Source organism: Legionella sp. PC1000 (assembly GCF_014109805.1).
GTDB classification, from domain to species: Bacteria; Pseudomonadota; Gammaproteobacteria; order Legionellales; family Legionellaceae; genus Legionella; species Legionella resiliens.
In genome coordinates this window covers 125,487-146,539 of sequence record NZ_CP059400.1, presented here as the reverse complement: position 1 = coordinate 146,539, position 21,053 = coordinate 125,487, and the positions used below count along the sequence as shown (strand labels likewise).

Sequence of the window (21,053 nt, the reverse complement as noted above, 5' to 3'; positions counted from 1 at the left end):
TAACTCACATGCGTTATAATCAATCATTTTCACGTCAGCAGGTACTGTATTGATGGCAAAACAACGTAAAATGCTGGTTACCAGCGCCTTACCCTATGCAAATGGGCATTTACATCTTGGACATTTAGTAGAGCATATCCAAACAGATATTTGGGTGCGTACCCATAAAATGTCTGGAATCGATTGCATCAGTATCTGTGGGGACGATGCACATGGCACCCCGATTATGTTGAAAGCAGAACAAATGGGAGTTACTCCAGAGAGCTTGACTGCTGAAATAAAACAAAGCCATGAGCGTGATTTCAAAGCGTTTGCTATCGATTATGACTGCTATCATACGACCCACTCCCCAGAAAACCAGCACTTAGCTGCCGCCATCTACGCGTCATTACAGGCCAATGGTTCCATTATTAAAAAAACCATACGGCAAGCTTATGATCCCGTAAAGCAAATGTTTTTACCTGATCGCTACGTCAAGGGAACATGCCCCAAATGTAGTGCCCGCGATCAATATGGGGATAACTGTGAGGTCTGTGGTGCGACCTACTCACCTACAGATTTGATTGATGCGGTATCTGCTATTTCGGGAGCCAAACCTATAGAAAAAGATTCAGAGCATTATTTCTTTGATTTGCCACGTTATGAATCGCTTTTAAAAGAATGGACCCGCAGCGGTCATTTGCAAGCTGAAGTAGCGAATAAACTGGATGAATGGTTTGCCGCAGGATTAAAACAATGGGATATCTCGCGTGACGCACCTTATTTTGGATTTCCAATCCCCGGAACTACGGACAAATACTTCTATGTATGGCTTGATGCCCCTATAGGTTATATGGCCAGTTTTAAAAAATACTGCGATGAGCACGGCGTTTCTTTTGCGGAATTTTGGGATAAGGATTCTACTACTGAGTTATATCATTTCGTTGGCAAAGACATTGTTTACTTTCATGCTTTATTTTGGCCTGCTATGCTTGCTGCCAGCGGCCACCGCATGCCTACAGCGGTATACACCCATGGCTTTTTGACTGTTGATGGCCAGAAAATGTCAAAATCACGTGGAACTTTTCTTGAAGCACGGACTTATCTGGAACACCTGCATCCCGAATACCTACGTTATTATTTTGCCGCCAAACTGAACGGTCGCGTAGATGATTTGGATTTAAATTTTGACGATTTTATCAATAAGATCAATGCCGATCTCGTGGGTAAAGTAGTCAATATTGCCAGTCGTTGTGCCGGTTTTATCAATAAACGATTTGATAACCGTTTAAGCAGCAGTTTAAGTGACCCGCAATTGTATGCGGCCCTACTCGAAGTACGCGCTGAGGTGATTGAATCATTTATTTCTCGTGATTATGCACGCGCTATTCGCCAGATTATGGATTGTGCCGATAAAGTGAATCAATACATAGATGCACACAAGCCCTGGGTATTGGCAAAAGAAGAAGGACGTTTATCCGAAGTACAAGCCATTTGTACCATGGGGATTAATTTATTCCGAATCCTAATCACTTATTTAAAACCCGTATTACCTTTAATGGCAAAAGCTTCTGAAGATTTTTTAAATTGTGAACCCCTTAACTGGGAATCAATTAATCACCCTTTGCTCAATCATAATCTCAATACCTTCCAGCCGTTAATGGTTCGTGTTGAAAAGGAAAAAATACATGCCATGCTGGAGCAATCCAAACAGGTGTACCATGGCCTCAGTTAAAGAAATTGATGCGCTTTTGCCACAAACTCAATGTGGCGAATGCGAATACCCTGGTTGCTTGCCCTATGCCGAAGCCCTGGCTCAAGGGACAGCTCCAATTAATAGATGTCCTCCCGGAGGCGTTACTACAGTCAAAGCTTTAGGCGCTTTACTCGATATTGATCCTGCCCCTTATTTGGAAGAAGCACTTATCAATACGAGAGATCCCTCTGTTGCAGTTATTCGTGAAGCAGAATGCATTGGATGTACCAAATGCATCAAAGCCTGTCCAGTAGATGCAATTATTGGTAGCGGCAAATTAATGCATGCGGTTATCAACCATGAATGTACGGGTTGTGGCTTATGTGTTGCACCATGTCCGGTAGATTGTATTGAAATGGTTGCTTTACCAGATATACACTATGATAAAGGGTTGGCACGTAACCGATTTAATGCCAAACAAACACGTTTATTACGTGAGGAACACGAAAAACAACAGGCCTATAGAGAAAAGCGCCTACTCGCATTGAAAACGGATAAGACTCAAGATCTCAAAGCCAAGCAAAACTACATTCAACACGCATTAGCACGAGTAAAAGCGAAAAAAAATCATGAATAAACAGCAGCGCCATGAAATTTTTATGCGTTTTCGTGAGCAGAATCCACATCCAACTACGGAGTTGGTTTATCACACCCCTTTTGAATTATTAATTGCGGTCATTCTTTCAGCACAAGCGACTGATGTTGGAGTAAATAAAGCAACAGCCAAACTATTTCCAGTAGCGAACACCCCCCAAAGTATTCTTGAATTGGGTTTGGAAAAACTTAAAGAGCATATAAAATCTATAGGTCTATATAATAGCAAAGCACAAAACATTATGAAAACCTGTGCCTTGCTGATCAAAAATTACAACGGAAAAGTACCCAATAAACGTAATGACTTGGAATCTTTGCCAGGAGTAGGTCGTAAAACAGCCAATGTAATCCTGAATACAGCTTTTGGCGAATCCACAGTGGCTGTAGATACCCATATTTTTAGGGTATCAAATCGTACTGGTCTTGCTAAAGGGAAAACTCCTTTAGAAGTAGAAAAAGCGCTTATAAAAAAGATTGAGCCTGAGTTTTTAAAAGATGCGCATCATTGGCTTGTTTTACATGGACGTTATGTATGTACTGCACGCCGCCCTCATTGTAAAACGTGCCTCATCCAGGATCTTTGTGAGTACCCTGATAAAAATTTATAAAAAATAGGGGGCAACCGTATCGTGATTTACTATGGAAAGAGCAATTTATTAATGATGGCATTGGAATAGTCGAATTAAAAGACAAAAAATAAGTCACTTTGTCTATAAGATAAAAAATTTTTAATAGAATCGTAGCAATATGTAATCTTCCTGTGCTTCATGAGAAAAAGACTGGCATTTCTATTTTTTTACTCATACAATAAAATTTCGTTGTTGCAGGGAGAGCAATACTATGAACTTTTGGACTTCTTTGGTTGATGGGACCAAGTCTCTTGGTGATGGAACAACATGGCTTTGGAATAACGCCATAAAACAAACTGTAGGCTACGTTGCAAATACAGCTTTTTATGTAGCCGAACAAGTCTTAGCCTTGCGTGAGGCAATTCCTGCAGTAGTCACCCCCCCGGTGATGAAAATCGTCAACGGGACAGGAAATATACTTTTTTATGATGTTCTGCCCGTTGTCGGGGCACATTATGCAAACAACAGCATTCAAAATTACTTGCGCCCAACAGACCCAACTGCAATGTTGGCATCTTATGCGGTTCTACCTACCTTGACGCTAATGAATTATGCCGTATGGGGATTTACTTATAGACAGGCATCTAAACTAGTTGTACATACTTTGGCGCTTGATGCATTAGGTTCCTCTGCGTTTAACGAGCACAAAGCAAAGCTCAATCCCCCTCCCCCAACACTCTGTGGAGAAAAAGAGGAAGATTGTAATTTCAAACGTAAATTTAAAGGATCACTGCGCGAACCCTTGGTTTTGGCATTTAATGATCTGGTGCTTTGGGGAATTAGCAAATCCCTTCCCTATGGGGAGCAAATTGCATGGATATTAGCCATCTATTTTTATGGTGAATACATTACCCGCATGGCAACACCCGAGCGCTGTGAGCGGCATAAGGCCATGAAATCCGAATCAATATTGTCTTTGGGTTTAGCCTATACTGCATCCGCGTACTTGATGGATTATGCATTTGAATCCACTGTAGGTACTCCTCCATATCTTTACCTCAGAACATTGCGTCATTTATTGCTTTTAGCGCATATTAATGTTGCATCGCACATGTCTTTGCCATTAGTTCGATCAGCAAAAGATAGAATTCCGGTTGATCCCTTAGTGATTTATGATCGCACGAAACGGTTTGCCGTGGACGTTTTATTTGCAGGATTAATGCAAAGAATACCCATTGATTTTAAACCGCCTCAAGGTGCAAAACCATTTATCCCTTTATCAACCGTTTTCAAGTTCCTAACTAAAGTACTCGAAAGTGATTTAGAGCAAATTAAACCTGCACCCCCTGGATTTTTTAAGAAAACAACAAAATATCTATTGCCCAGTATGTTTCATAGCCCCAAAAATGCAGTGAATGACCCAGTGATTAAGGAATTTTGGCCCGACATCCGCACTGATTTACTCTATATTATAGAAATCGTTGAAGCCACAAAACCAGTTAAAACACTAACAACGGCGCCTACTGCAATCGCATCTACGGTCAAATATACGCTTCCAGTCGTATTAAACTACCGCTTTGGTTTGCCCATAAAGCTCTCTGAATTTCTTTTATCGTTGAGTAAAAAAGAAGATTTTTGGGATTTTGTTTCAGCACTTAAATTATGGATTGAGCGAAATAACGTATCGCATGAGGTACTCTTGGCTAAAGGAACGCCTAATGTGGGCTTGCATGAAACGGACAGGATTATTGAGCTTCCTCCAGAATCGCAAAGCAAAGTAATACCCTCAGCAAATGAGCTAAAAACCCCACGAACACCAACGGTGATTGAAGCCAAAAAGCTATTCCCTCAAAAGACTCTGCCCTTAGTATCGGCAAATAGTTTATTTTCTACCAAACAGCGTCCTTCGCCCGTCACCAATACCATAGGGGAACAGACTTCATCACTTGAATACAGCTAATCAGTTAAGGGGATCGAAAGAATGGATGCAGCGGTCTTGATTCTTTTGATCCCCTTGATTGGTATTGCGGTTCATCAAATACTTGGATCGAGGTAATTTCCAGTAGAACGACGCAACTACTTGCCATATTAAATGCAATGGTGCTATATTTGCGCGCTAATTAGCTCATTACAAGGCAATTAGTAGCAAATCAAAGTTATGGAAATCCTAAATATATGAATCAATCATTGCCTTCACAGCGGTGCTGTTTTTTATTTCTGACTGTAAGTGTTATTACCTCCCTTATCTTATTAATTAATGTATCGTTCAAAATCGTTCTCATAGAAGGACTCATGTTCTCTGTGAACTGTCTGATCTGTCCATTAATTGCAGGTTCGTATTTATTAGCATTAAGAAATTGCACCATCAGAGAACAAAGACATTTACTGAATATCTCTTTACTGACTTTGTATGTATTTTGTATTGGAGTTTATATACTAATCAACCTGCCCGCAGCCGAATACATGCATAATAATCCTGTTTATCAAATTATTTTTGAAGACATCCCTAAGAAATTCTTCGCGACTACTCTAGCTTTCGCACTGAGTTTCTACGTGCCCCATCTATTATTTTATCCTAAAGCCAGTAAAGCTTTGCCCTCGCCAAAACAATGTATGCTGCTTGCTTTATTAGGTGGCCTCAGTTTTTTTGGTTTGGACTTTTTTCTCTTATTTTCAGGGGTCCATCTCCAAAGCTACAAACACATCTTTATTGATTCATTCATGATTGCTTCAATCATACTGCTTATCATTGGTGTATTCTATCTGACCTTTTTACTGAAATACCAGAATTTGCCTTTTATCCCAAACCTCGAGCGGGGCAGAGAAACATTACCCTTATATGATTATTTTATTTGCGTTGCGATCGTCATAATGCTCATTTGTTTAGCATGCGAATACAGGATAGTAACGATTATTAATAAGTATATGGTTTTATCAGCCAGCTCATTATTTTTTCCCTTTACTTTAATGATTAGTACAATACTTGGCGAACTGTGGGGTTATCGAGTCAATTTAAAATTATGCCTGATCCTTATTGCCAGTCAATTCACTTTTGATATTTTGCTTATAGGGATTGTTGCTTTGCCATCGCCAACGTTCTTTAATTTGAATCCTTTTTACAATTACATTATGTTAAAAAGGCTACCCGCGGCTTCTCTGACATTATTTGTTGCCTTTATCAGTAATGCTTTGCTGCTCCACTACTTGAAACATTCAAAGTGGGGTTTACACCGCCCATTACGTATCTTAATTGCTAATTTTTGTTCTAATTCATTATTATGTTTAATTGACTACAGTTTACTATTCGGTGGTATTTATCCTTATGAACAAATTATTAGTTTGCTCGCTAATGTTTGGCATTACAAGTTATTCATGACATTGGTTTTTCTACCTTTAATTCTATGGTTCTGCACCTACATGGAAAAAAACAAAGCATCAAGTTTGCAGTATGATTGAATCTCTAATTTTCCATAATTGTTAAGGACTGAGAGTTTGCTCTTTCATGCCAGATCCCGCGGACAAGTCCTGAGAGATGGTCACAAAAAGTGACCATCTCTCAGGCATAAAGCGCGGTACGTAGAGAAATTTAAAGCAGTACGTAGAGAAACTTAAGTGGTACACGATAAATTTAAAAAACTGACGATCGTTCAGGGTCTGTTTACCTGAGGTATCGTCAGTTTTGAGAAACCTCCACTAAATTTTTCGCCTACCTACCGCGCTTAATTTCTTCGTCTACGTACCGCGCTTTATGCGCGGTATCCAGGGGATCTTGCTCTAGAAATGCTCAGCGGCATCTTAAAATATCGTTCTGGATACCGCGCATAAAGCGCAGGACGTAGTGATAAGGATAAATTCCTAAGGTCAACACCGTTGATTCCTCTGGGGAAAATCTAAAATGGTCAAAGTTGACACATCAATATCTGAGCATTTATCAGCTTATTTTCGTTCAAGATGAGCCAAATATGGCTTTCCGTGCGTTATTCCTTTTTTACTGGTCTCTTCCAACCATAAACTGTTTTCTGTCTTGATTCAGTAAGAGTTAATTCACCAGGAGGTACATCCTTTCGAATGGTACTGCCTGCTCCTATAGTCGCATAAGCACCTACAGTCACCGGCGCAACAAATTGGGTGTCTGAACCGACAAAAACACCATCTTCAATGATGGTTTTGTGTTTATTCACTCCATCGTAATTGCAAGTAATTGTACCTGCTCCCACATTAACTTCTTTCCCTAAACTCACATCCCCTAAATAACTTAAATGACTGGCTTTGGAACCCTCATCAAATATGGCTTTTTTGGTTTCAACAAAATTGCCTATCTTACAATGTGCAGCTAATTCGGTTCCTGCCCTTAATCGAGCAAACGGACCAATAGTACAATCATTTGCTATGTTACAACCTTCCAAAACGCTGTTAGCATAAACCTCACAACCTGCATCCAAACTTACATCAGTAAGTATGCAATTAGGTCCTATAGAGCAACCGTCTCCGAGAGTCACCTTCCCTTTAAATACACAATTCACATCAATGAATACGTCTTTACCGCAGATTAACTCACCGCGTAGATCAAAACGATTTGCATCAGCTATAGCTACTCCCTGTTGCAATAATTTCTCAGCGTGTCGTACTTGCCATATTCGCTCTAATTGCTGCAATTGCAAGCGGTTATTTACACCCTGAATTTCTGAGCTATCTTTTACACTCAATGTTCTAATTGGTGTTTGACTGGCAACAGCTAAAGCAATAATTTCAGTGAGATAGAATTCAGATTGCGCATTATCATTACCCAAATGGGGCAACCACTTTTCCAAATCATCAGAAATGGCACAACAAATTCCTGAATAAATTTCTTTTATATTCTTTTCTTGCTCATTTGCATCTTTTTCTTCTACAATGATGGAAACTTCACCTTGGTTGTCTCTAACAATACGTCCAAGACCACTCGGATCTTCAAGATGAGCAACTAAGAGTGACAAAATGGATTGATGAGCGTTTGCTGTATTGCCGCACGCAATTAAAGTGCGTAGCGTGTCTGCTTGAATAAGCGGTACATCAGCAGATAGAACCAATACTTGTGTTTGTGGTGGAATAAAAGGTAAAGCCTGCATTACTGCATGACCTGTGCCTAATTGTTCTGCCTGATATACCCAATGCACAGGTAAGTCAGGGAGTGAGTTCTTAAGTTGTTCACCACCATGACCGTATATAACATGGATTACATCAGGATTTAGTTGCTGTGCGGTTTCCACTACCCGAGTTAACATGGGCTTCCCTGCAATTTGGTGAAGTACTTTAGGAGTACTGGAATACATCCGCTTACCCTGACCTGCAGCTAAAATAATAATTTGTAAATTCATGGAGTTATGAGTTCCTAAGTTAAGATTTTAATAAAACAATCTGCCTCAATATTACATAAGTAAAAAGGGGTATGATAACTAAATTACAGTTCAAGGAGTAGAGCTATGCCATCAATATTAGTGAGAACAGCTAAAGCACTTATAGATCGCGTTTTGAATAAATCAATAGAAGATTCGATTGCTGATGATAACGGGATGTTTTATGGATATTTCCGCGATACGAAACATTCCGAACAACAAAGGACTATAACACGTAACCTAGAAAAATTAATTTCAGATTTTTCTACGGAAGATACAGATAAAAATAATTTGGAGGCAATAAAAGATCTGATCAGTAAAACAGACACTGGAGTTGAGCTTTTGCGTGCAAAAAAATCATGGAAAAGAGGCGGTTTGAATGACACTTTAAGTGCGCTTAATTCCAGCCTAGACAGGTTCTATCGCGCTCTTGTTGAAAAACCAGCTCTTGCTGAGAAAGCATTTCTTATTGAGAAAGCATCTCTTGGTGAGAAGAAAACATCTCTTGGTGAGAAACCATTTAGCCTGATTGACGTACCCGATGATGATGATCCATTTAGCCTGCTCTGTGCTCATGCAGCTTATTATTTGGGAGAGCATATTCTTTGCCCTCCTGGAGAAGGCATGCTTGCTAAAATATACGAAACTGTTTCCAATTCCATTAGCCATTCCACAGCAATAGAAATCAGAGCTAAAAAAGAAGAGTGCCTGATGAAACATATTCTCAAATGTAAGGAAAAACTGGATGGTTTAGATAAAGAAAAACCTAATTACACTGATTTACGTAAGACTTTTGTTCTTGAAGCAATAGACGCGATTCAAAGAGAGAATGCCGGGATTTGTGAAGAATCAAAACCGATTGAGTCGATACCTGTACAAGTAACATTGATTGCAGTGGCTAAGGTTAAAGCACCTACCATAAAGCCCAGCAGAGGACGATTAAAAGTCGCTATGGACAATGCGCTTGAGGAAATTAAAGAACGATGTCCAACCGCAGAAAAGGAAAAAAGTGAGGAATCGAAGTTATCCGTTTAAATCTGTATATACGTTCCGGTAGTATACTCGCAACAACCCCTGGGATTCGAAACTCAATAAAAATGTTTCAATCCGGGCCTCGTTGCGTGATACTCCGACTTCCAAGCCCCTGATTAGGCAGTCAATTCCCCACAAAGATCTGTTTCCATCAGTCTTTTTATTTCTGAAATGTCCAATCGTTTACTGAGCAAATACAGTAACTTGCAATGCGCTGCTTCCGGAGTCATATCATGGCCGCTAATCAGTCCTGCCTTTTTTAAGGAATGACCCGTAGCGTATTGACTCATTTCTACCCCGCCCTGTTGGCATTGAGTGCAGTTAATAATGATCACGCCGCGCGCGCAGGCATCTTTCAGCAATTTTAAAAAACGGGGGTCATTATTTTGCGCATTGCCTGCACCATATGTTTCCAAGATCAAACCACATATGGGTTGATTTAAGATATAAGCTAAAACATCGGTAGCAAACCCTGGGAATAATCTGAAATTAGCAATAAATTGGGGTTCTATCGTTTGTAAGTGAAATGACTTCTGCGACCGCTTGAGCACAAGATTTTTCTGCACCTTAATGTCTATACCTATCGCTGCTAAACGTGGATAATTCGGCGAATCAAAAGCCTTAAATCCTTGCGAACTAATCTTTTGTGTGCGATTGCCACGTAATAAATGTTGATTAAAGTAAATGCATACTTCATGTATGGGCTGATTTGCACAAAGCCATAATGAAGTAACCACATTATCTATTGCATCATTACGTACTTCCGATAAAGGAATTTGGGAACCTGTAATAATTACTGGTTTGCTTAAATTCTCCAGCATAAAAGACAAAGCCGATGCCGTATAGGCCATGGTATCAGTACCGTGAAAAACGACAAAGCCATCAAAATTTGCATAATCATCCGCTATATCTCTGGCTATTCGGTTCCAGTCGTATACGGTCATATTGGATGAATCAAGCAATGGACTGTATTCTTTTACCGAATATTCAGGCATGTCTTTATGTTTGAGCAAAGTTATTTGTTGCAATGCAGCTTCCACATAACCTGCAGCGGGCTCATAACCATTCTCTGTTTTAATGCAACTGATGGTACCGCCAGTATTGATAATTAAAATTCTCTTTTTCATATGATTGTAAATTAGAATATTTTACTCAATTATATAACCAAATGATTTGAAATGGTGTATTACTTTTATTGAATGAAAAAAAGGGGTCCTGTTGCTGTAAGCAAGGTCCAGAAAAAGAAGATAAGTCAGTTTTTATTGAGTAGTTATCTTTTTTCAATAATAATTACGGATTTAATTGCCAAGCTCTCGCTGTTTATGGAAAAATCAAGCTATTAGCAGTTTAATCTAAACAGTGACATCATGGTAATTGATCGTGCCGGTTATCGGTTGAATGTAGGTATTGTCCTAGTCAACGCACAGAATAGAGTTTTTTGGGGGAGAAGAACTGGTCATGATGCTTGGCAATTTCCGCAAGGCGGCTTGGCTGCTGGTGAAACATCATTAGAAGCAATGTTTCGGGAATTGCATGAGGAAGTAGGATTGAATAAGGAAGATGTAGAAATTATTGGTTCTACCAAGCGCTGGCTTAAATACAGACTCCCTAAACAATATCTGCGTCATGGCAGCGAACCTTTAGTAATAGGGCAAAAACAGAAATGGTATTTATTAAAGCTCATTGCCAGTGAGCAAAAAGTTAAACTGGATCTGAGTGATTCTCCAGAATTTGACAGCTGGCGTTGGGTTGATTTTCATGAACCTGAAGGACAGGTTATCTTTTTTAAACGTCAAGTTTATATGCAGGCGTTAAAAGAGTTAGAACCTTTATTGAAAAAAAATCGTCGTACACCTTACGGCATTAAACGAAAAAAGAGGTAATATAAGCGTAGATGCTCAAAGTACTTAAACGGATAGTTCAAGAAGTCACTGCAGCCAAGCAGCTCTCCGAAGCCCTTGGTATTCTGGTGCAACACATTAATAAAGCCATTAATGCAGAGGCCGCTTCCGTTTACCTCATCGATACCAAACATGCTGAATACGTTCTTATTGCGACCGAAGGTTTAAACAAGCAGGCACGATTCCGAGTTCGTATTTCATTTGATAGCGGCCTTGTAGGTCTTGTCGGCCGGCGCGAAGAACCTATTAATCTGGAAGATGCTCCTTCCCATCCCGATTTTTATCATAATCCCTTATTGGGAGAAGAGCATTTCAAAGCATTTTTAGGCGTACCTATTATTCAGCATAGAAAAATCTATGGCGTTCTCATTGTTCAGCAAACAGAACAACGTTGTTTCGATGATACAGAAGAATCTTTTTTAATTACCTTAGCTGCCCAACTTGGCGGAATTATTGCTCATGCTGAAGCAACAGGGGAACTGGCTGAATTAACCCAACCCAAGCCTATAGGCGTTACCAAAAAAATTGAAACAGGTACAACCGCTCTGGCAGGAATCGGCTCTGTTCCCGGTATTGGAATAGGTACCGCTGTGGTTGTATACCCTCAGGCAGATATTGATGCGGTTCCACAAAATCCTGTGGAAACTTTGGATGAGGAAATCAATGCATTTTATGAAGCTCTGGAATCCACTAGGTTCCGTGAACCAATTTTTTTAATTACTTGAAAAGTAGGCAGTTTTTATAGTGAAATTCGATTGCGATCGTTAACAACACTAATGGAACTGCCTACATGTATAATAATATATCAGAACGAGTCTGGGATACAATTTATTCTTTTCTGCAAGGAGTAAAAGGATTGCACATTAAGAATAATGAGAAGACAAGATGCTTTGTGGAAGGAGTCTGGTATGTATTACGTACAGGCTGTCAATGGCGCCTGCTCCCGCCCTATTACGGACATTGGCGTAAAATTCACAAGCGATATAAAATGTGGTCAGATCGCGGCATTTGGACTGGCTTAATGTCTTCAGTTAGCGATGTTGATGATCAAGCCGTCATGATTGATGCCACCATAGTGCGCGCGCATGCGTGTGCATCTGGTTACGACAAGGAAGGGAATGATGCTCAGGCATTGGGGCGCAGTAAAGGAGGTTTTACCACTAAAATTCACGCTTTGGTGGATGGACTGGGGAATCCGATTAAGTTTATCCTGACCGGGGGACATCGAAACGATATTACTCAAGCAGCAGAGCTATTGAAGGAGCAGCGTGACACGATAGTTCTTGCAGATAAAGGATATGATTCACAGGCACTTGTTGACACACTGGAGAGTCAAGGCTGTATTGCAACCATTCCGTCAAAAAAGAATGCGAAGAACCCAAGAAAAATCGATAAAGAGCAGTACAAAGAGCGGTTTTTAGTTGAAGCTTTTTTCTCCAAAATCAAACACTTTCGGCGTGTTTTTTCTCGTTTTGATAAAACAACGACCGCTTTTTCCGGGTTCTTACATTTGGCCGGAGCGCTTATATGGATGCGCTAGAAAATTGGTTCACGGAACCTAGGGATGACATGCACCGCTTAAGCAAACGCATGAAATCCGTTGTTGCGGAAGATGAGCATGCGCTGTTTGATGTGTACTTACGCATTCTTGATAAAGACAGTTTGGGTATTGAAGTAGAGCAGGTAATCCGTAAAGAGAAAATTGGAGCCCAAGCTGCTTTGGCGACGGTCATTAAAAAACACATCGCACAATTTGAAAATATGGAAGATTCATATCTTCGTGAACGAGCCAGTGATTTTCGTGATTTGGGACGTCGTGTTTTAGCAGCATTACAATGGTCGCAACAAGAAGAAATTATTTATCCCAAAAGGACAGTTTTAGTTGGGGAAGAAGTAACCGCTGCAGCATTAGCAGAAATTCCTGAAGGATATCTGGCTGGAGTTATATCAGCCAAAGGTTCCAATAATTCACATGTCGCCATTTTAGCACGTGCCTTGGGTGTCCCTACAGTTATGGGCGTTCGTGGTTTAAAATTAGATTTGATTTCCCGCCGTGCCATTATTGTTGATGGATATTATGGGCAAGTTTATATTTCCCCATCAAAATCAGTGCTCGCAGAATTCAAGCTTCTAGAGCAAGAAGAGCAGGCGTTGAATCAGAGTCTGGTTAGTTTACGAGATAAACCTGCTGAAACTGTTGACAACTATAAGGTTTCTTTACAAGTGAATACCGGTTTAGCTATGGACGCTGGCCTATCCATGAGTGTCGGCGCAGAAGGCGTTGGCTTATATCGCTCAGAAGTCCCTTTTATGAGTCGGGATCATTTCCCTTCAGAAGATGAACAAACTATTATTTATCGACAAACATTGAAAGCTTTTGCGCCACATCCTGTGACGATGCGAACTCTTGATATTGGTGGTGATAAAGTACTTCCCTATTTTCCTGTTGCAGAAGATAACCCCTATTTGGGGTGGCGAGGAATTCGCGTCACTCTAGATCATCCTGATGTCTTCCTGATGCAAATCCGTGCAATGATGCGTGCAAGCGAAGAGTTGAATAATTTGCGAATTATGTTGCCTATGGTCACCAATTTAAGTGAGGTCGAAGAAGCCTCCTATCTTATTGATCAAGCGTTCACTGAATTATTAGAAGAAGGTTGTGCCATTGAAAAACCAAAGTTAGGGGTTATGATTGAAGTCCCAGCAGCTGCTTATTTAGCACGTGAAATCGCCAAACGTGTTGATTTTATCTCTGTAGGCAGCAATGACTTGACCCAATATTTTCTGGCCGTAGATAGAAACAATGCACGCGTTGCAGGCCTTTATGATTCCATGCATCCTGCCATGTTGCGTGTTTTGCTAAAAGTTGTTGAAGGGGGTCATGCAGCAGGAGTAGAAGTGAGTATTTGCGGGGAAATGGCCAGTGACCCTTTAGCTGTTATTTTGTTAATCGCCATGGGCTTTGATACCTTAAGTATGAACTCTTCAAGTTTACCGCGAGTGAAATGGGTTATTCGTAATTTCGCTATTGCAAACGCCCGCAAAATTCTTGCCGAAGTCTTGGAATTTGAACATCCTGCCCAAATACGTTTTCATTTACAAAAAGCCCTGGAGGAAGAGGGATTGGGTAGCCTCATTAGGGCTGGAAAGTCTTTATGAATAAGACCCTGATTGAAAATTGCAGCCTGGGTTTCGCTGCGCTGTACCCAGGAGTTTTGAGCTCAGTTAATATCGGGTTCCGCTACGCTGCACCCAGGCTACGTTCTATCCATGATTACGATCCCTTAAATTATGGAAGCGTACATGCAGATAAAAAAGGAACTTAAAAGATATGCTCACCTTTCCTTATATAAATCCTGTTGCATTTTCACTAGGCCCCTTACAAGTTCATTGGTACGGGTTAATGTATCTGATTGGCTTTGTGAGTGGTTGGCTACTTGGTCATTGGCGCGCAAAGCACTATCAATTGGATTGGACCTCAGAACAAATCAGCGATTTGATCTTTTATGCAGCCCTCGGTGTCATTATTGGCGGACGGGTCGGCTACATGCTTTTTTATAATTTCCCTGAATTAATACATGATCCCTTGTCATTATTTAAAATCTGGCAAGGCGGCATGTCTTTTCACGGAGGCTTGCTTGGTGTCGCTCTTGCACTTTGGCTCTTTTCTCTCAAAAGTAAAAAATCGTTTTTGGAAATAGGCGATTTTATTGCGCCGCTGGTTCCCATAGGCTTGGGGGCTGGGCGTATTGGTAACTTTATTAACGGAGAACTATGGGGAAGAGTTACTGATATGCCTTGGGGAATGATATATAGCCATGTTGACAATCAGCCACGTCATCCTTCAGAGCTGTACGAATTTGGCCTGGAAGGAATTGGGTTGTTTCTTCTTGTTTGGATTTATGCGCGCAAACCTCGGCCGGTTGGTCGGGTATCCGCCGTTTTTTTAATGGGGTATGCAGTGTGTCGTATTATTGCTGAGTTTTTCCGACAACCTGATCCGCAATTGGGCTATATTGCTTTCGGATGGTTGACTATGGGACAAATTTTATCTATTCCCATGTTATTGCTGGGATTTTGGTTATGGTGGGCTAAACGATGAAAACTTATTTAAACTTGTTAGAACATATTTTACAACATGGCACCCAAAAAACAGACCGGACAGGCACTGGAACTTTATCAGTTTTTGGTTATCAAATGCGCTTTGATTTACGCCAAGGGTTTCCTTTAGTTACGACCAAAAAATTACATATGCGCAGTATCGTGCATGAATTACTCTGGTTTTTGAAAGGAGATACCAATATCGCCTATTTAAATGAAAACGGAGTGACCATATGGGATGAATGGGCTGATCGTAATGGTGATTTGGGACCGATTTATGGCAAACAATGGCGAAGTTGGCCAACAGTTGATGGACGCACCATTGATCAACTCAGTGACGTCATCCAACAAATTAAAACCAATCCTGACTCTCGCCGCTTACTGGTCAGCGCATGGAATGTTGGCGAACTGGATCACATGGCGTTAATGCCTTGTCATGCCTTATTTCAGTTTTATGTAGCCAATAAAACTCTTTCTTGTCAGTTGTATCAACGTTCTGCTGATGTATTTTTGGGCGTACCTTTTAATATTGCATCTTATTCGCTGCTTACCCACATGGTTGCTCAGCAATGCAATCTCAATGTAGGTGATTTTATCTGGACTGGTGGAGACTGCCATTTATATCTAAACCATTTGGAACAGGCACGCACCCAATTAGCAAGAGAACCCTTGCCCTTAGCTACTTTAAATATCAAACGGAAGCCGCAATCGTTATTTGACTATGTTTATGATGATTTTGAGTTTCTAAATTATCAATCCCATCCAGCAATCAAAGCACCAATTGCTGTTTAATGTATTTTTTTGCCGGATGAGTGCCGCAGAACCCTCAAAGCGTAGAGCATTGTTGTGGATACCGCGCATAAAGCGCGGTACGTAGCTACATAGATGTTTAGAGGATTAGAAGCTTAGAGACTTAGAAGTTTAGAAGTTTAGAAGCTTAGAAGTTTAGAAGTTTAGAAGCTTAGAAGCTTAGAAGCTTAGAAGCTTAGAAGCTTAGAAGCTTAGAAGCTTAGAAGCTTAGAAGCTTAGAAGCTTAGAAGCTTAGAAGCTTAGAGAGAAGTTTATAAAAATTCAGTAGTTAACAAGAAACTATTTTCTAAGTGCCTATCTCCCAGGTATAAAGCCTGATAGAACCCCCGCAAGTTTTTTACCTACGTACCGCGCTTTATGCGCGGTATCCACAGAGCATACTTTAAAAAGAACACAGGAAAACCCGGGGTCGCTGCATCCAGATTAATTGATTTGAAAAAGTCTGCGGATCTCATTAGGTAAAGGTACCGATTTATTTTGCGTATAATCCACCCATACAATTTTACAACTGCCTTGCGCCATCAGGATCTCACCCTGATACAGATCATGATCCATCATCATGCTGGAGTTTCCAGGGCTGTGTATTTTTGAACATAAAGTCACTATTGCAGGATAAATTACTGGTTTTAAAAAGGTACATGCAACATGAATCACTACAGGACCCGTTTCTCCTGTCATATTGATATGAAGCTGTCTTAACCAGTCAATACGTGCTTCCTGAAAATAATCAAAATAGCGGGCATTATTCACATGCCCCAGGGCATCCATATCTCCCCAGGCAATAGGAAAAACCTTTTTATGTACTTCAACCTTCGCGTCAGTCATTTCTCTATCTCCATTATCCTAGAAAAAGCAGCTGTGTTCTTGGGCAGATTTCAACTGCTTTTTCTAGAATTATGATAAATCCATAGGATCTACATCAATATTCCAACGCACCCCATTGCCTAATTTATTTCCTGCCAGCCATTCACGCAATTGTGTTAATGAGTTTTTAAGAGTTTTTCTTGAGGAGGACTTAAGTAACAGCTGCATACGATACTGATTGGCTTTTCGAGGCATAGGAGCAGGCGCTGGCCCCATCACTGTAATGGAATGTGTTACGATTTGCTCTTTGGCGGCATGTAAAAACCTTAATACGCTTCCTGCTACTTTCCCTTGTGCTCTAATTACAGCCAGATAGTGAAAAGGAGGGAGTTGTGCTTTTTGGCGTGTAGTTAATAAAGCATCAACGAATTGATCATATCCTTGCTGAATCAATAAATTCAATAGTGGATGATTCGGCACGTGAGTTTGAATCAAAACCTGACCTGCTTGCTCTGCTCGACCTGCCCGCCCTGAAACTTGCATTAATAATTGTCCTAAATGCTCTAGGGCCCGAAAATCCTGATTATAAAGTCCGGCATCTGCATCCACAACCACCACCAAAGAAAGGCGAGGAAAATGATGGCCTTTCGCTAACATTTGTGTACCGACAATTAACTGTGCTTTGCCATTATGGATTTTATCCAAATGCTCATCTAAAGAATTTTTTTTGCGCACTGCATCGCGATCAATACGCACGACCTCAGTCCCTGGAAAATATGCACTTAAAAACTCATGGATGCGTTGGGTACCTGCGCCAACGGGTATCAATTCCATACTGTTACAGCTGGAACAACGTTCAGGAGTTTTTTGGGTCAAACCACAATGATGACAAATCATCTGCCCTAGCTGTTTATGCAGGGTCAAATGGCTGTCACAAGCGCGGCAATCAACCATCCAGCCACATTGGTGGCATAACAGAACAGGAGAAAAGCCTCGGCGATTAATGAAAACCAAAACCTGATTTTGTTTGAGTAAATGTTCTTTAATTGCATGTAAGGTAACGGTTGCCAAACTATGTTGAAGTGATTGAGAACGCAAATCAATGAGTTGGTAGTGCAAGGGTGTTGTCGAGAGTGCTTTATGAGTTAAACGTAACACCGTATATTTTTTTTGTATTACGTTGTACATACTTTCCAAACTAGGAGTCGCTGAGCCCAAAATAATGGGTATATTCGCTAAATGTGCGCGCATTAATGCAGTATCACGCGCTGAATAGCGCACTCCTTCCATTTGCTTTAATGAAGGATCATGTTCTTCATCAATGACAATTAATCCCAAGTCAGGCATAGGTGTAAAAATTGCGGCTCGGGTTCCTATCACCATTTTAACCTTGCCTTCTTTTGCTAATTGCCAAGCGGCTTGTCTCTCAGATTCATTTAAGCCAGAATGGATCACCGCAATGGGATGTTTAAAACGCGCGGTAAATCGTGATACTAATTGCGGGGTTAAACCTATCTCAGGCACCAAAATTAACACTTGTTTTTGTTGTTCTAGCACCTGAGCAATCACGTGCAAATATACTTCTGTTTTTCCACTCCCTGTAACCCCCTGCAATAAAAAGCACTGATATTGATGCAAGGTCTCTATAATTGCAGCCACAGCCACAGCTTGCTCAGGATTAAGCTCTAATGGGAGCGATAGTGAAGTATTTGCTTTTTCCGGCAGTAGTATTTGTTGGGATAAAGAAAGAATTTGTGCAGCAAGCAGGGTACAGAGTTGGCTTGAGTTAAATCCTTTTTCCGTCAAACATTGTTTGGCAATCGCTTCTTTTTGGGTACTCAAGAATTCGACCAGTTCCTGTTGTTTACGTGCACGAGCAGGAATAAGTTTTTTGGCCTCATCAAGGGGCAATGCTAATTGATAAAAATCACCCATAGGTAATTGGCAAAGCTGACCCAATCGATATTTTTTAGGTAACGCGAGCGGCAATACTTCAGACAAAGGCGATTGATAGTAACTCGCGATCCACGAACATAAAGTTAAAGTTTCCTGTGTCATTAATGGTTGTTCATCAATGACTGCGCTAATGCTTTTTAATGAGGCAGCATTGTATGAGGATTCACTTTTACCAATGACTATGCCCAAACGTGTTTGTTTACGAAAAGGAATCCAAACACGCGCCCCTATGCAAGGGGTAACTTCTTCGGCAGCATAATCAAAAAAATCTCGGTGTGTATGGGGAATACATACTTGGTAAGCAGTCTTTCCATTTTGCTCACTTTCTCGTGTGGTGTCTCCACCCTCCCTAATTTGTTCCAAGGATGTGTCTGGAGAAAATGACAAAAGGGAGTTCTCTATAGAATAGCTGTGATCGTTTTTATTCATTCGCTCTTTGCCATTGATGGCTTGCTGATTGGCCTGGAGCAGAAAAAACCTTCACCACAACCTTCTCAATGCGATGTCGCTTCAACTCCGCTTCGTCTTTAATCAGCTCATGAACAAACCAACGCGATAATTCTTCAACGGTAATATTGGTAACTGGCAATAAAGTGACGTCTTCCTTTAAAAAGGGAATTTTTTTGTGGTTAAAGGTAAAGTAATAATATTCCTCATCCTCAGCATATTCCAGAAAAGGAGAAAATTGCGGCATCAGAAACGTTTGATTTAAATAACGACATAATTTATGAATACGTTCTTTATAATAACGATAGTCAAAAGTCATCCCATTTTCTTCGACCCAAGTAGTGAGTGCCAAATAAACCCCATACATATGACCATGCAATGGTTCTCTTTCAGTTGCAGAGAAAATAGTAGTGTGGCCTGCAGAAAACTTCATCGATTCTTTTTGTAATTCTACTGTGGTCAGGTATTTTTTTCTGTTCATAAACTCACTCGTTTATCATTTAATAGAAATCCGTTTAAGGAAATTTCCACATTTTTACTCAGCGCGATTACTTTAAATAACTCCCCCATTTCACTAGGGAGAGTGAGCTGTTTTATCGCTTGTTTTGCTTGTATTTGGTCCAACTCATTATTCAATGTATTGATTAAGCTTAGCAGACCGTTAGCCAGCAAAAAAGAGGCTTGATTGGTAAAACCCGCAATATGAAAACCAGCCTGTTGCCCCGCTTCTGCAACATGAGTAAAATCCACATGCGCGGTAATATCTTGTTCTCCCGGATGCAATAAAGAATCTGTATGACTTTGATGCTGGTAATGACACATTAAAGTCCCTTGATTACGATCAGGATGATAATACTCATGACGAGGGAATCCATAATCAATCAAAAACACTACGCCTTGTTTTAACATGTGATAATTATTCAGGATCCAATCATCGATAAAAAGATTCACCTCAGAAAGATAAGGGGTATTTGGCAGCGATAATCTGTTATTAATGTAATCAAGCAATCGCTGATTATGACATGGTTTAAATAGTTCTGTTAATTGGTGTTGTTCATTCAAAGCAATGTAACTTTCCATAATCCCTTGCTCTGTTTTCATAAAACGATGTACAGGCATCGCATCCAGCACTTCATTTGCCAGGACCACTCCATTAAAAGGAGTTTCCGGCCAATGATCAATCCAGGTAACCAAATGAGCTAAATGAGGAATTTTTTGTGCGATCAGTTCGCATTGACGATGGTATAAATTGGCACTGACTTCCAAAATGTAATATGCCTCTGGCAAAGAATTATGTTCTGCTAAATGCTCCAAGAGAGCAACACAAAGAGCACCAGAGCCTGCACCAAATTCGAATAATACAGGAGATTCGAGTTCTTTTAATACTTGCTGACACTGATTCGCTAGCGTTTTACCAAATAAAGGAGTGAGTTCGGGGGCGGTAATAAAATCACCCTGCTTCCCTAATTTTTGCAACCCAGAACTGTAATATCCTTCGCCAGGGGCGTACAATGCAAGTTGCATGAATTCCACAAAAGGAATAGCCTGACGCTGGGTCAGTAATGTATGTAGGGTTTGTATTATACTCATAGTTTAATTAATTAAAAAATTTTAGCTGATTAAAACCGAAGCGAAGTACCTTGGCTCTACCTCCCGCGGCTTGTCCGCGGGATCCAGTGATAACGAGAGATCCTTAGATCCCGAGGACAAGCCGCGGGACGTAGGCCAA

At 40.5% G+C, this 21,053-nt stretch carries 18 protein-coding genes and 1 pseudogene; 13 read left to right on the top strand and 6 right to left on the bottom strand.

What is annotated here, in order from left to right; translation table 11 throughout:
- The first annotated feature begins 52 nt into the window (after positions 1–52).
- The 5 genes from metG to FOLKNPGA_RS00660 all read left to right on the top strand — a co-directional run bounded on the left by metG (position 53) and on the right by FOLKNPGA_RS00660 (position 6,354).
- Complete coding sequence (metG, locus tag FOLKNPGA_RS00680; RefSeq protein WP_182351284.1) at positions 53–1,714, top strand: methionine--tRNA ligase; 1,662 nt, start codon at positions 53–55, stop codon at positions 1,712–1,714.
- Positions 1,701–2,312: an RnfABCDGE type electron transport complex subunit B gene (locus FOLKNPGA_RS00675; protein ID WP_182351283.1), complete on the top strand. Its 612-nt coding sequence runs from the start codon at positions 1,701–1,703 to the stop codon at positions 2,310–2,312. Before metG ends, FOLKNPGA_RS00675 begins: the two co-directional genes overlap by 14 nt.
- Positions 2,305–2,937 carry an endonuclease III gene (gene nth / locus FOLKNPGA_RS00670; RefSeq protein WP_182351282.1) on the top strand — a complete coding sequence of 211 codons (633 nt, stop codon included), beginning with the start codon at positions 2,305–2,307 and terminating at the stop codon, positions 2,935–2,937. Before FOLKNPGA_RS00675 ends, nth begins: the two co-directional genes overlap by 8 nt.
- Before the next feature lie 232 nt (positions 2,938–3,169).
- Positions 3,170–4,858: a hypothetical protein gene (locus FOLKNPGA_RS00665; protein WP_182351281.1), complete on the top strand. Its 1,689-nt coding sequence runs from the start codon at positions 3,170–3,172 to the stop codon at positions 4,856–4,858.
- Between the two features lie 215 nt (positions 4,859–5,073).
- A complete protein-coding gene (locus FOLKNPGA_RS00660; RefSeq protein ID WP_182351280.1) occupies positions 5,074–6,354 on the top strand; it encodes a VUT family protein in 1,281 nt (426 codons plus the stop codon).
- 521 nt (positions 6,355–6,875) lie between these two features.
- Here FOLKNPGA_RS00660 and glmU read toward each other — a convergent pair.
- Positions 6,876–8,255: a bifunctional UDP-N-acetylglucosamine diphosphorylase/glucosamine-1-phosphate N-acetyltransferase GlmU gene (gene glmU, locus FOLKNPGA_RS00655; protein ID WP_182351279.1), complete on the bottom strand. Its 1,380-nt coding sequence runs from the start codon at positions 8,253–8,255 to the stop codon at positions 6,876–6,878.
- 105 nt (positions 8,256–8,360) lie between these two features.
- Here glmU and FOLKNPGA_RS00650 point away from each other — a divergent pair, with 105 nt between their 5' ends.
- Positions 8,361–9,308 (top strand): hypothetical protein, encoded by a 948-nt coding sequence (locus tag FOLKNPGA_RS00650; RefSeq protein ID WP_182351278.1) that lies wholly within the window; start codon positions 8,361–8,363, stop codon positions 9,306–9,308.
- A 113-nt stretch (positions 9,309–9,421) separates the two neighbouring features.
- On the opposite strand, the gene ansA is transcribed toward FOLKNPGA_RS00650, so the two are convergent.
- Positions 9,422–10,432: an asparaginase gene (gene ansA / locus FOLKNPGA_RS00645; RefSeq protein WP_182351277.1), complete on the bottom strand. Its 1,011-nt coding sequence runs from the start codon at positions 10,430–10,432 to the stop codon at positions 9,422–9,424.
- Between the two features lie 240 nt (positions 10,433–10,672).
- Here ansA and FOLKNPGA_RS00640 point away from each other — a divergent pair, with 240 nt between their 5' ends.
- The 7 genes and pseudogenes from FOLKNPGA_RS00640 to thyA all read left to right on the top strand — a co-directional run bounded on the left by FOLKNPGA_RS00640 (position 10,673) and on the right by thyA (position 16,099).
- Positions 10,673–11,188 (top strand): RNA pyrophosphohydrolase, encoded by a 516-nt coding sequence (locus FOLKNPGA_RS00640; RefSeq protein ID WP_182351276.1) that lies wholly within the window; start codon positions 10,673–10,675, stop codon positions 11,186–11,188.
- An 11-nt stretch (positions 11,189–11,199) separates the two neighbouring features.
- Positions 11,200–11,931, top strand: coding sequence for a GAF domain-containing protein (locus FOLKNPGA_RS00635; RefSeq protein ID WP_255466024.1), 732 nt, complete (start codon positions 11,200–11,202; stop codon positions 11,929–11,931).
- A 65-nt stretch (positions 11,932–11,996) separates the two neighbouring features.
- Positions 11,997–12,746 carry an IS5 family transposase gene (locus FOLKNPGA_RS00630; RefSeq protein WP_058441825.1) on the top strand — a complete coding sequence of 250 codons (750 nt, stop codon included), beginning with the start codon at positions 11,997–11,999 and terminating at the stop codon, positions 12,744–12,746.
- Positions 12,725–14,365, top strand: a pseudogene (ptsP, locus tag FOLKNPGA_RS00625) (phosphoenolpyruvate--protein phosphotransferase); the annotation flags it as partial. The gene FOLKNPGA_RS00630 and the pseudogene ptsP, both read left to right, overlap by 22 nt.
- A complete protein-coding gene (locus FOLKNPGA_RS00620; protein ID WP_182351275.1) occupies positions 14,362–14,532 on the top strand; it encodes a hypothetical protein in 171 nt (56 codons plus the stop codon). The pseudogene ptsP and the gene FOLKNPGA_RS00620, both read left to right, overlap by 4 nt.
- A 5-nt stretch (positions 14,533–14,537) precedes the next feature.
- Positions 14,538–15,308, top strand: a complete 771-nt coding sequence (lgt, locus tag FOLKNPGA_RS00615) for a prolipoprotein diacylglyceryl transferase (protein ID WP_182351274.1) — start codon at positions 14,538–14,540, stop codon at positions 15,306–15,308.
- On the top strand, positions 15,305–16,099 hold the full coding sequence (thyA, locus tag FOLKNPGA_RS00610; RefSeq protein ID WP_182351273.1) for a thymidylate synthase: 795 nt from the start codon (positions 15,305–15,307) through the stop codon (positions 16,097–16,099). Before lgt ends, thyA begins: the two co-directional genes overlap by 4 nt.
- 441 nt (positions 16,100–16,540) lie before the next feature.
- Here the strand turns inward: thyA and FOLKNPGA_RS00605 are convergent, their stop codons facing one another.
- From FOLKNPGA_RS00605 to FOLKNPGA_RS00590, 4 genes are all read right to left on the bottom strand, one after another.
- Complete coding sequence (locus tag FOLKNPGA_RS00605) at positions 16,541–16,942, bottom strand: thioesterase family protein (RefSeq protein WP_182351272.1); 402 nt, start codon at positions 16,940–16,942, stop codon at positions 16,541–16,543.
- 69 nt (positions 16,943–17,011) lie between these two features.
- Positions 17,012–19,306, bottom strand: coding sequence for a primosomal protein N' (locus FOLKNPGA_RS00600; RefSeq protein ID WP_255466023.1), 2,295 nt, complete (start codon positions 19,304–19,306; stop codon positions 17,012–17,014).
- The gene (locus FOLKNPGA_RS00595; RefSeq protein WP_182351271.1) at positions 19,299–19,805 is read right to left on the bottom strand and encodes a 6-carboxytetrahydropterin synthase; all 507 of its coding nucleotides are present in this window, start codon (positions 19,803–19,805) and stop codon (positions 19,299–19,301) included. Before FOLKNPGA_RS00595 ends, FOLKNPGA_RS00600 begins: the two co-directional genes overlap by 8 nt.
- Entirely contained in the window at positions 19,802–20,914 is a 1,113-nt protein-coding gene (locus FOLKNPGA_RS00590; protein ID WP_182351270.1) for a class I SAM-dependent methyltransferase, read from the bottom strand. The genes FOLKNPGA_RS00595 and FOLKNPGA_RS00590 overlap by 4 nt, the downstream gene beginning before the upstream one ends.
- Positions 20,915–21,053: the final 139 nt, after the last annotated feature.

Excerpts from the sequence above, each read along its gene's own strand:
- FOLKNPGA_RS00660 (WP_182351280.1), top strand. The coding sequence starts at position 5,074 with ATGAATCAATCATTGCCTTCACAGCGGTGCTGTTTTTTATTTCTGACT.
- FOLKNPGA_RS00635 (WP_255466024.1), top strand. The coding sequence starts at position 11,200 with ATGCTCAAAGTACTTAAACGGATAGTTCAAGAAGTCACTGCAGCCAAG.
- metG (WP_182351284.1), top strand. The coding sequence starts at position 53 with ATGGCAAAACAACGTAAAATGCTGGTTACCAGCGCCTTACCCTATGCA.
- FOLKNPGA_RS00590 (WP_182351270.1), bottom strand. The coding sequence starts at position 20,914 with ATGAGTATAATACAAACCCTACATACATTACTGACCCAGCGTCAGGCT.
- FOLKNPGA_RS00595 (WP_182351271.1), bottom strand. The coding sequence starts at position 19,805 with ATGAACAGAAAAAAATACCTGACCACAGTAGAATTACAAAAAGAATCG.
- nth (WP_182351282.1), top strand. The coding sequence starts at position 2,305 with ATGAATAAACAGCAGCGCCATGAAATTTTTATGCGTTTTCGTGAGCAG.
- glmU (WP_182351279.1), bottom strand. The coding sequence starts at position 8,255 with ATGAATTTACAAATTATTATTTTAGCTGCAGGTCAGGGTAAGCGGATG.
- FOLKNPGA_RS00605 (WP_182351272.1), bottom strand. The coding sequence starts at position 16,942 with ATGACTGACGCGAAGGTTGAAGTACATAAAAAGGTTTTTCCTATTGCC.
- FOLKNPGA_RS00650 (WP_182351278.1), top strand. The coding sequence starts at position 8,361 with ATGCCATCAATATTAGTGAGAACAGCTAAAGCACTTATAGATCGCGTT.
- lgt (WP_182351274.1), top strand. The coding sequence starts at position 14,538 with ATGCTCACCTTTCCTTATATAAATCCTGTTGCATTTTCACTAGGCCCC.
- FOLKNPGA_RS00640 (WP_182351276.1), top strand. The coding sequence starts at position 10,673 with ATGGTAATTGATCGTGCCGGTTATCGGTTGAATGTAGGTATTGTCCTA.
- FOLKNPGA_RS00600 (WP_255466023.1), bottom strand. The coding sequence starts at position 19,306 with ATGAATAAAAACGATCACAGCTATTCTATAGAGAACTCCCTTTTGTCA.
- FOLKNPGA_RS00620 (WP_182351275.1), top strand. The coding sequence starts at position 14,362 with ATGAATAAGACCCTGATTGAAAATTGCAGCCTGGGTTTCGCTGCGCTG.
- ansA (WP_182351277.1), bottom strand. The coding sequence starts at position 10,432 with ATGAAAAAGAGAATTTTAATTATCAATACTGGCGGTACCATCAGTTGC.
- FOLKNPGA_RS00675 (WP_182351283.1), top strand. The coding sequence starts at position 1,701 with ATGGCCTCAGTTAAAGAAATTGATGCGCTTTTGCCACAAACTCAATGT.
- FOLKNPGA_RS00665 (WP_182351281.1), top strand. The coding sequence starts at position 3,170 with ATGAACTTTTGGACTTCTTTGGTTGATGGGACCAAGTCTCTTGGTGAT.
- FOLKNPGA_RS00630 (WP_058441825.1), top strand. The coding sequence starts at position 11,997 with ATGTATAATAATATATCAGAACGAGTCTGGGATACAATTTATTCTTTT.
- thyA (WP_182351273.1), top strand. The coding sequence starts at position 15,305 with ATGAAAACTTATTTAAACTTGTTAGAACATATTTTACAACATGGCACC.